The 9,376-nt window shown below is 59.9% G+C and carries 9 protein-coding genes; 2 read left to right on the top strand and 7 right to left on the bottom strand.

Going from position 1 to position 9,376, the window contains the following annotated elements; all coding sequences use genetic code 11:
* Positions 1-34: 34 nt before the first annotated feature.
* The 3 genes from CIK74_RS03300 to CIK74_RS03290 all read right to left on the bottom strand — a co-directional run bounded on the left by CIK74_RS03300 (position 35) and on the right by CIK74_RS03290 (position 3,206).
* Positions 35-1,528: a PLP-dependent aminotransferase family protein gene (locus CIK74_RS03300; RefSeq protein ID WP_096254346.1), complete on the bottom strand. Its 1,494-nt coding sequence runs from the start codon at positions 1,526-1,528 to the stop codon at positions 35-37.
* Between the two features lie 116 nt (positions 1,529-1,644).
* The gene (locus CIK74_RS03295) at positions 1,645-2,922 is read right to left on the bottom strand and encodes an MFS transporter (RefSeq protein WP_096254345.1); all 1,278 of its coding nucleotides are present in this window, start codon (positions 2,920-2,922) and stop codon (positions 1,645-1,647) included.
* Positions 2,922-3,206, bottom strand: a complete 285-nt coding sequence (locus CIK74_RS03290) for a hypothetical protein (protein ID WP_096254344.1) — start codon at positions 3,204-3,206, stop codon at positions 2,922-2,924. The genes CIK74_RS03295 and CIK74_RS03290 overlap by 1 nt, the downstream gene beginning before the upstream one ends.
* An 81-nt stretch (positions 3,207-3,287) precedes the next feature.
* Between CIK74_RS03290 and CIK74_RS03285 the strand changes: the two genes are divergently transcribed.
* Positions 3,288-4,564, top strand: a protein-coding gene (locus tag CIK74_RS03285) for an IS3 family transposase (RefSeq protein ID WP_096254343.1) whose coding sequence is annotated in 2 segments (ribosomal slippage) — positions 3,288-3,627 and positions 3,627-4,564 — 1,278 coding nt in all. Because the reading frame shifts where the segments join, the coding sequence is not laid out codon by codon here.
* Here the strand turns inward: CIK74_RS03285 and CIK74_RS03280 are convergent.
* The 4 genes from CIK74_RS03280 to CIK74_RS03265 form a co-directional block, all read right to left on the bottom strand.
* Positions 4,561-5,490 carry a TIM barrel protein gene (locus CIK74_RS03280; RefSeq protein ID WP_205738236.1) on the bottom strand — a complete coding sequence of 310 codons (930 nt, stop codon included), beginning with the start codon at positions 5,488-5,490 and terminating at the stop codon, positions 4,561-4,563. The genes CIK74_RS03285 and CIK74_RS03280 overlap by 4 nt on opposite strands.
* Before the next feature lie 302 nt (positions 5,491-5,792).
* Positions 5,793-6,014, bottom strand: a complete 222-nt coding sequence (locus CIK74_RS03275; protein ID WP_141392860.1) for a hypothetical protein — start codon at positions 6,012-6,014, stop codon at positions 5,793-5,795.
* 266 nt (positions 6,015-6,280) lie between these two features.
* Positions 6,281-6,775, bottom strand: a complete 495-nt coding sequence (locus CIK74_RS03270) for a hypothetical protein (protein WP_105552568.1) — start codon at positions 6,773-6,775, stop codon at positions 6,281-6,283.
* Positions 6,768-8,315, bottom strand: coding sequence for a sodium/proline symporter (locus CIK74_RS03265; protein ID WP_096254340.1), 1,548 nt, complete (start codon positions 8,313-8,315; stop codon positions 6,768-6,770). The genes CIK74_RS03270 and CIK74_RS03265 overlap by 8 nt, the downstream gene beginning before the upstream one ends.
* A gap of 227 nt (positions 8,316-8,542) precedes the next feature.
* Here CIK74_RS03265 and CIK74_RS03260 point away from each other — a divergent pair.
* On the top strand, positions 8,543-9,376 hold an 834-nt coding region (locus CIK74_RS03260; RefSeq protein WP_205738235.1), incomplete at its 3' end, for a PucR family transcriptional regulator ligand-binding domain-containing protein.

Genomic DNA, 9,376 nt, shown 5'->3' with positions numbered 1-9,376 from the left:
CCGGTGAGCAGGCGGCTGCCTCTGCGAGGCAGCACTACCAGCGATGGCCAATATGATGCAGTGCGCGGACCATGTAGCCCACGGCGTCGGGCATATGCCGCGCCTCGGTAGCCGCGAAGCCGATGAGCAGGGCCGGCGGAGCCGGCTGCTGCAGCACGTAGTCCCCCAGTGCATAGGTGTAGACCCCGCGGTCGGCCAGCTGCGCTGCCAAAAGCTGATCGTCGATTCCCGGCGGCAGTTTGGCGATCAAATGCATCCCCGCGTCCACCGGGCTGGCATGGATGAACGGATCCACCTGCCGGTGCAGTTCTTCCAACAACGCCGCCTGCCGGGTTTCGTAGATTTTCCGGGTGCGTCGGATATGCGAGTTCAGGTGCCCCTCGCGCAGGAAGTCGGCCGCGGCCGCCTGGATCAGTGTGGATGGACTCCGACCGGTCACGGAGATCGCGGCGCCGAAGGGCTGGACCAGGTCCTCTGGCAGCACCGCGTAGCCGACCCTGATAGAAGGGAACATGACTTTGCTGAACGATCCCACATGCACCACGTGCGCACCGCGATCCAGACCGAACAGCGGCGGCAAGTGCGCCCCGCGATAGCGCAGTTCGCTATCACTGTCATCCTCAATGATCCAACTGTTGCGCTCATTGGCCCAGGAGATCCACTCCATGCGACGGGCCAGGGACATGCGCACACCTAAGGGGTGCTGTCGGGCGGGAGTCAGGAACATGAGACGACCGGCCGGAAAGTCTTCCGTTGCGGCCAGGTTCGCACCCTGCTCATCAATAGGGACGCCGTGCACGGTGCAGCCGTTTGCCAGCATCGCCTTGGCCGCGGCGATGTGTCCCGGGTCCTCCATCCAGACGTGGTCCCCTGGATCGGTCATCAGCAGCATGAGCGCATTGAACGCCTGCTGCGCGCCGGTGGTGATGACGATCTGTTCGGCCGCCGGTGTGATGCCCCGAGAATCGCGCAGGTATTCGGCCACCGCTTCGCGCAGGGGCAGGTAACCCAGCGGCTCGCCGTAACCGAGCATGTCGATGGAGCGGCGTTCGCTGTGGCGAGCCACCAGGGTTTTCCAGGTGCGGGCGGGGAACAGGTCGGTCCCGACTTGGCTGGCCACGAAAGTTTCGGAGTCTTCCGGGTTCCAGGAGGTCAGCGCCTGCTTGTGCAGCTCGCTGCCGCGGGTTGAGGTGCTCAGCCCTGCGCGCACCGATAGTTCGGGGCGTCGAGACACCGGTGAGAAGCTGAAGTCGTTGTGCCATTCGTCGCCCACGTAGGTGCCATCGCCAGCTCTGGAACGCAGGAATCCTTCGCTGGCCAGAGCCTGGAACGCGTTAACCAAGGTAATCCGGGAAACATTGAGCTCGGTGCACAGGGTTCGGGTAGAGGGGAGCCTCGTGCCGCCGGGAAGCTGTCCGCTGAGGATCATGGTGCGGATCTGCGTGTAGATCTGTCGATGCAACGGGCTGTCTCCAGCTCGGTCCAGCCGCAGGTCGCCCAGCAACTTTCCTCCGCTTCCCTTCACCATGGATCCTTCTCCCCCCCCAGCAGCTTCGGACCGCAGGACACGGCCGACGACGGGCCAGCCCAGTATACCTTCGTATTCTATGGGCCGACCCGCCGTGAAATGCGCTGCCGAGGTCGCTAGGCGCCAGTGGTGACCTTTTTCGCCTTCTTAGCGGTCTTGGCCACCAGCATGGCGATCACGCTGCCGATTACTGCCAGCCCGCACATGATCGCGAAGACCAGATGGAATCCGGTGGCTCCCGGGTATGCGTCAAGGATCGCTCCGTAGATCAGGAATCCGAACATGCCCGGCGCATATCCGATGAGACAGGCAACGCCAAAGGCGGTGCCGCTGATCTGATCAGGGATGCCGACCTCATCCATCGGCGCCCAGAAAACACCGCGCATCGAGAACACGATCAATGAGAAGACCAGACAGGCAACCATGACCGGTACGGTGAATTTCTCGTCCTGTGGCAGGAAGACAATAAGCGCCATTACGGGAAGCAGGGCCAGAAAAGAATAGCTCAGGTACTTGCTGGAGCTCTTGACTTTCTTGTCGGCCAGGTAGCCGCCCAGCGGACCGCCGATGATCTTCAGTCCGTACTGGTTGATGATGCCGAAGATGCCTACCAGAGCCACCGGCAGTCCGTACACGGTGGACAGGTACGGAATGAAGTAGGTCAGCCCCACATAGACGATGTAAACCATGAACACGGTGAAGCTGACCAACCACAGCTGCGGCATGCGCGCAATCAGCTTCAAGGAATCCCCTACGGTCGGCTTGTGCGCCTTAGTCTCAGTTGCCGCGGCATCCTGGATGTCCGGCGCAGAATTGCCGCGCAACAGGAAGAAAAGCAGGAAGCCGATCACGATATTGATCGAAGAGTATGCGATAATCGCGGTACGGAATCCAGCGAGGCCCGATCCCATGGCGATGAAGATTCCCAGGGCCGAGAACGCCACGATGGTGTCGATGACACCGCGTCCGCCCTCGAGGAAACCGAACATGCGTCCCTGCTCGTCGCCGTCGCCCAACTGCCTGACGCTCTTGAGCAGCGCCGGCCAGAACAGGCAGTCCGAGCACACCGCGAGCAGCGCGAACACAACCATCATCATGTTGAAGTCCGGGAACGAGGCCATGTAGAAGCCGATGGCACCGGCGCCGATCAGGCCTGCACTGATCACGGTGCGGGTCTGGAAACGGTCAGCCAGGTATCCGCCGACTACAAACAGGACGGTGGCCACGATCGAGTTGATGCTTAGCAGCAGTCCGATTTCGGTGTTGCTTAGCCCGAGGTGCTCCTGCATGGGGACATAGAAAACGTCCTTGAGATTGGCCAGCTTGTAAATGGTGCCGCCGCCCATGATCAGCAGGACGAATTTGCCCCACTTGGCCTTGTTGATCGTTTTCATTAGCAGGTCTCCTGAAGAGTTTCGTTGCGGGCCGCGTCCTCGGACGCCGATTCCAGTCGGCACATGGCAAGTTCACGCAGTTGAGCAAGGACTGTTCGAACATAGGTCAGCTGGTTGACTGCCCACTGCGGCTCTTCAACCAACATTTGGTCCAAGGTCAGTGAGGCCGGAAGGTCGGTAGTGCTCAGATCGCGATAGGCGATAAACGGATCTTCCGGGTCATCTGCGCGACGGAAAGCCGGAGCACGGTAGTGGTTTTCCTGCTCTAGGGCGAAGGCGACCAACTGCGGTTCATGGAGGTAGCCCCCGGGTAGTGGACACCCTGTAACTGACCCATAATGGTCAGAGAAATCAGGAGTTAAACTATGCCGAAGAATACCTACACCGCGCAGTTCAAGGCTGACGCCGTGCACCTGTACGAGTCCCACCCCGACCTCGGATACACCAAAGCAGCCGAGGACCTTGGCATTGCCCGAGGCACGCTGAAAACCTGGGTACGGCAGGACCGGATCAAGCGAGGAGCCCCGACACAGCAGTCCACCGGCAGCGCCCAGATGCCTGACCCCGAGCTGAGTGCCGAACAGCGTTTGCTTCAGGCACAAGCTGAGAACCAGGCATTGCGGGAGCGGAACAAGACTCTGGAGTCCGTCAACAGCGTGCTGGCCGAGGAGCGAGATATCCTGCGCAAGGCCACGAAGTATTTCGCGGCCGAGACGAACTGGTGATCCGCTTTCAGTTCGTTGAAGATTACCGAGACACCCATGCGGTGAAGCGGATGTGCGTGGTGCTGGGGCTGAACCGCTCCAGTTACTACAAATGGCGTGCAGCGCGCCCGGCCCGGGCCGCACGCGGCTTGGAAGATCAAGTGTTACTGGATCATATTCTGCGTCATTACAAGGAATGGAACCGGACGTTGGGGTATCGGCGGATGAGCGTTGAGCTGGCTTGCGACCCACGGGTGCAGGATGATCCTTTGGTTGACGGGCCGGTCAATCACAAGCGTGTGGCCCGGTTGATGCGGGAGAATAACTTGGTTGGAGTGCACCTGCGCAGGCCTAAATCCACGACGGTCAGGGATCCTGGCGCGCAGGTCTTCAAGGATTTGGTGAATCGTGATTTCACCTCCGAGGAGGTCGGGTCGCTCTACGTTGGTGATATCACCTACCTTCCGTTTGGGAAGGAAGGGAGATTCTTGTATTTAGCGACGGTGCTGGACGTGTGTTCTCGGCGTTTGGTGGGCTGGTCGATTGCTGTTCATATGCGTACCGATTTGGTCGTGGAAGCGCTGGAGTCGGCGGCGGTGGCCAGGGGCTCGGTGGCTGGCGCTCGGATGCACACCGATCATGGCGTGCAATACACTTCATCCCTGTTCCAGAGCGTTTGCCGGCGGCTGGGCGTGGTGCAGTCGATGGGCCGCATCGGGTCAAGCGCTGATAATGCGATGGCGGAGTCGTTCAATGCCACGTTGAAGCGTGAGACGTTGCAGGGTGCCAGGCGGTGGGACTGTGAGCAGTCCTGCCGGGCCGAGGTGTTCCGGTGGATTGTTCGGTATAACAACCTGCGGAAGCATTCGGCGTTAGGCTATAAGTCGCCTGTTGATTTTGAGGGTGATTTTCACGTTATGATGGATTTCGCTGCTTAGCGTTTTTGTTCTCGGTGTCCACTTCCCGGGGGCCACCCCCCATCCTCTCCCAAGAGCAAAAGGTCCAACAGCATGCGCGGGCTTGGCATGTCGTCGTCATCGCTGCCTTGCAATACCCCGCGGTGGCCGAAGCCTCCGCTTTCCGGCATGATCTTGATGCCCTTGAGGTGAACTTGGCCGATGTGCGGCGCCAAGTGATTAAGCGCGTCCAAAGGGCGCTCGTAGGCGTTGATCATGTTCCCGAAGTCGAACAGTGCATGCAGCCGGGGATGGTTTGCACGTTCCAGGATTGCTGCGATTTCGAAGCTCTTGAATTCCTCGTGCTGTTCGAAGTAGAACTGAAGGTCGTATTTCTCGGCCAGCACGATCAGGTATTGCAAGTCGCTGTCGACCATGGTGAGAACCTCGGACAGCAGTCCTTCGTAGCGTGAATACACCCGGATGTGCTCGACGTTCAGGATCCCCGCAATGCGCACCACCTCGTCGAGGTCCGTCTTGCGGGTGCTGCTGATTTCCAGATGTACTTTGAGCCCCAGCTGGTGCGCGGTGGCTCCGAACTCCCGAAGCTCCTCATCGCTGGCCTGTCCCAGGCTGCGCTCTTCGCCATCAAGCAGGTGGATGCAGACACCGTCCAGTTCATGCTCAAAAGCGTAGGTCAGCAAGTCGCTGGGGCGGTAGGTGCCGTAAGTGAAATTTCCCAGTAGCGAGTAGGCATGCGCGAACAGAGGAATCGTGTCGATTCGGTCGATTAGCTTCTGTGCCAATTGCTGCGTTAGCTCTGGAATCTGCTTCTTTTCGGCGGCATCCAAATTCATTGACAGAATCTTTGCGAATCGAGACTGTACGTTCAAGATTTCCTCCTCGGCTTCGGCGTGCTGTGCATCACCAGGTGTGCTGACTCTCATTTTTAGCAAGATATTAGTCATCGAGGTATGTCCATTATCGAGGCCAGGGTTAATACCAATGGCCTACTCCAGGAGGCGCAACGCACGGTGCCTTTGGGCATGGGAGCCAAATTGCATCTCTTCCGATGATCTTGGCAGCCAAACGGGCAGCGGGTTAGGCCAAAGTGGCGTGGGACCCTGAGTCGGAATCACGTGATTCAGAAACAAATCCATGTCCTTTCCAAAGCACGAGCCTCCAAGAGCAAGGCTTCCAAGCTTCCAATTACCCTCTGAAAATCGATGGATACCGGTCGGCCGGCAACACCGCGGGCTACCGCATCGCGTCAGCTGACCGTTTCCTGCCCCGGGCATATCGACGGGATCTGTGCGCTTACCCGCGGCCTGATCATGAACAGCTCGCAGCGCAATTGCAACCCACCTTCAAGAACTCGAACCTTAGCTGGTATGCCTGCATCGGCTTGGTCCGAGAACTCCAACGCACCAGCACCGACGAGCTTGGAACTGTAGCGGGCCGCCTGCCCGAGCGACTCCATATCGATCGGCAACAGCAGCCAGCTTGTAGCAGCCGACCGTCTTGATTCGCCTTTCCCCTTGGGCCGGCGCAACGTGTGAATTGCCTACAGATGTTGGTTCCTGCATTCCCAGTCCGACTTCTGGCGAGCAGTTCACTGCATTCGCGACCCTTCACGAACTTGGCAAGTGCGTATTGTGTCCCAGTTTTCCATAGGCTTGCGCTCTGCTTGTTCCCGACTGGATTCCCGCGGAGAGACGTCGCGCAGGCGCACTGCCAGTTACATCGCGGTGCCCGACTTCAGCAGTCGATAAAGAAGTAGCCTCCGTTCAGCCCATCCACCATGATGCGGTAGGACTTTCCGTCGAGTTTCGCGTCGAGCACCCAGTTCGGCTTCCACACCTTGTTGACGCTGCGGTGTTCCCGCACTCCGCCTTTCCACGCCAATCGGGCGCGGCGCAGCGCGGCGGTTGCCAGCAGCGACTTGGCTTTCTGCCGTGCGGTGTCGAAATCAATGGTGTTCCATTGCGGGTCTTGCACCGGGCTGAGCTGCGTGGCCCGGTCCGGATCGGCCGCCTGCCACGGGCCGCTGATAAATGCCTTGCCGGTGTAGTAGTCCACCAGCGCGTGGGTCCTTCCGACGCGACCGGCCAGGTGCGAGACGTCGAAGATGAAACCGGCAAACGGGTGGTGCCGCAGTCGAGCGGAGGTCACCTCCAGGCCCGGAGCTTTCGCTTGCAATATCGACTGGGCATAGTCCTCATCGACCAAGGTGCGCAGCACCAGCTCACTCATTGCGGCCGGCCATTTCGGCTTGCCCCGCCAGCAACGCGTCCTGGCCGATGAGCATCTTCGTCGGGATCGGCCCGATCTTCGCCGTCTCGTCCAAGGCACGGACGATGCGCTCTGGAACGGGGTGGTTCGCCTGGGAAGCCAAGCTGCCGATGATCATGGCCGCGGTGGAGGCCAAGATTCCGGTGACCATCGGATCGATGCCGGTGGCCTCCGGGGCACCCGATACCTGCCAGAGGACGGAAACTGCCGTGCCGGCGAGCATCGAGGAAATAGCCCCGACGGTATTGGCCTTCTTCCACCAAACCGCGCAGACATACGCCGGGACAAAGGCGCTGCCAAGTACCGTGGTGGAGAAGATGACGATGGCCGCCACCGCCGGCGGTTCAAAGGCCGCAATGGCGAAACCAATGAGCGCCAGAGCCAGCACGGTGATGCGCGAGACCCACACCATCTGCCCGTCGCTCATTTTCTTGTTGATGAAGCGCGCGTAGATATCCTGGCTGGCAATGGTTCCGGCCTGCAGCAGCAACGCGTCGGCGGTAGACATGATGGCCGCCATGATCGCAGCCATCACGATGCCCACGGCAAAGGTCGGCAAGACCGCGTCGGCGACCTCGAAGATCGCGGTTTCCGGATTGGCCAGGTTAGGCAGCAGAATCAACGCGAACATGCCGACAAGGTACGGGCCGGGAATGAATAGCAGGTTGAAGATCAGCGAGTAGGCACCGGCGGTGCGGGCTACCGACGGTTTCTTCATGGCCATGTGGCTGACCACCACATGCGGCCACCCCATATAGCCAATCGAGAAGACCAGCAGCGCACCGATGATGACGCCCCACTGGCCTTGGAAACCGAGGTCGGCGCCCCACATGGTCAGCATATTCGGGTTGATGGCGCCAATGGCTTCGTTGCCCTTGGTGAAGCCGCCAATGGCGATCAGGGTGGCAATGAGGATCCAGACCATGCCCACCACCATGATGATGGCCTGGACGAAGTCGGTGTAGGCCACCGCGAGGTAGCCGCCGAGGAAGGTGTACAGCACGATCACCCCGATGGCGATAGCCAGCGCCACGGGGAAGGACACCCCGGTGACCATCTCCAGCCCGCGTCCCCCGGCAATGAACTGGGCCAGGACATAGAAGAACATGCAGAACAGCGCCACCGGGGCGGCGATCAGCCGGATCCATTTCGACGGGTAGCGGTGTTCCAGATATTCAATGGAGGTAATGGAACCCAGAATTTGGGACAGCTTGCGCATGCGACGGCCCAGGACCGAAAGGTTCAGGATGCCGCCGCCGAGATCGCCCAGTGCGTACCACATGCCAAAGTAGCCCTGGGTGTAGCCCAGGGATCCGGCGCCCATGAACATGTAGCCGGACATCGAGGAACTTTGCAGCCGCAGGGCCGTCACGCCCGGGCCGATGCTGCGCCCTCCGAGCAGGAATCCCTCGGAGTCCTGCTGGCCCTTTTTCATCGCCCAGAAGCCAATACCTGCCATGGCAATGAAGTAGATGATGAGAAAGATGATTTCGAGGCTCACCGGTTGTCCTCCACGTCTTCACGCTTCCATCCGCGGCTGAGCCACATAAATACCGCCGTATAGATTACCCAGAGGGCCGGGACCCCAAGGATGACAACGGTCGTGAACGTTGGTAGACCAAACATCGACGCATTCCCCTTCCAAAGCCAAACATTCTGTATCGTGTGAACTGAATCACCAAAGATCCATGTCGTTGACAGTTTTACACAGCGAGAGGCTTACCAACAGTGACACTTGTCGGAAAAATGCCGGCCAATCGGACAGACTGTCCGGGCAATGCGATTCTCACCGTCGAACAGCTGCTGCAACTGCCCTGCATGCTGATCGGCAGTCCGCAGGTAATCGCCGATGCCCCGTCATTGAAGCGTCACATTGGCTGGGCGCATGTCTTGGAGAACCTCAACCCCGCCGCCTACCTGCGCGGCCAGGAGCTGGTCTTGACCACCGGCATCGGTTGGGGCGCACAGGCGGAGTTTGAACCGTTTGTTGCCGAATTAGTTGAGCTTCGAGCAGCGGCCTTGGTAGTGGAGCTCGGGGCCCATTGCCCCGAGGCTCCCGCGGGTCTTGTCCGCGCCTGCAAAGAGCAGCGCCTGCCACTGATTCTGCTGCACGAGCCGGTGGCATTCGTCGAGATCACCGAGACCTTACATCAGCTGCTGTTCTCCGCGCAAACCCGGCGAATCGAAGCAGGCGGTGAAGTGACCGAGCATTTCACCGGCCTGATGCAACTAGGCGCCCCGGCAGAAAAGGTTCTGAACGACTGTGCCAGGTTTCTTGGCTGCCCGGTGGTCTTCGAAGATTCCGGATACAATCTGCGGCGCTACGCCAGCACGGTGGAATTGCCAACGGATTTCTTTGACCACTGGCAGGATCGGTCACGAACCCTGCACCTCATGGGAAATACCGCGCGCCAGGTGACTCCGGTGCAAATCCACGGCAAGAATTTTGGCTCCTTGATCGCACCGGGGTCCGCTTCCCACCCGGCCGGCTCGCTGCATGTGCTGACCATGGCTGCCATCGCCTTGGGTACCGAGCTATTGCGGCTCTTCAGGATTGAGGGT

Source organism: Glutamicibacter sp. BW77, from assembly GCF_002332285.1.
Classification (GTDB): domain Bacteria; phylum Actinomycetota; class Actinomycetes; order Actinomycetales; family Micrococcaceae; genus Glutamicibacter; species Glutamicibacter bergerei.
This window is presented reverse-complemented; position numbering and strand designations above follow the sequence as displayed.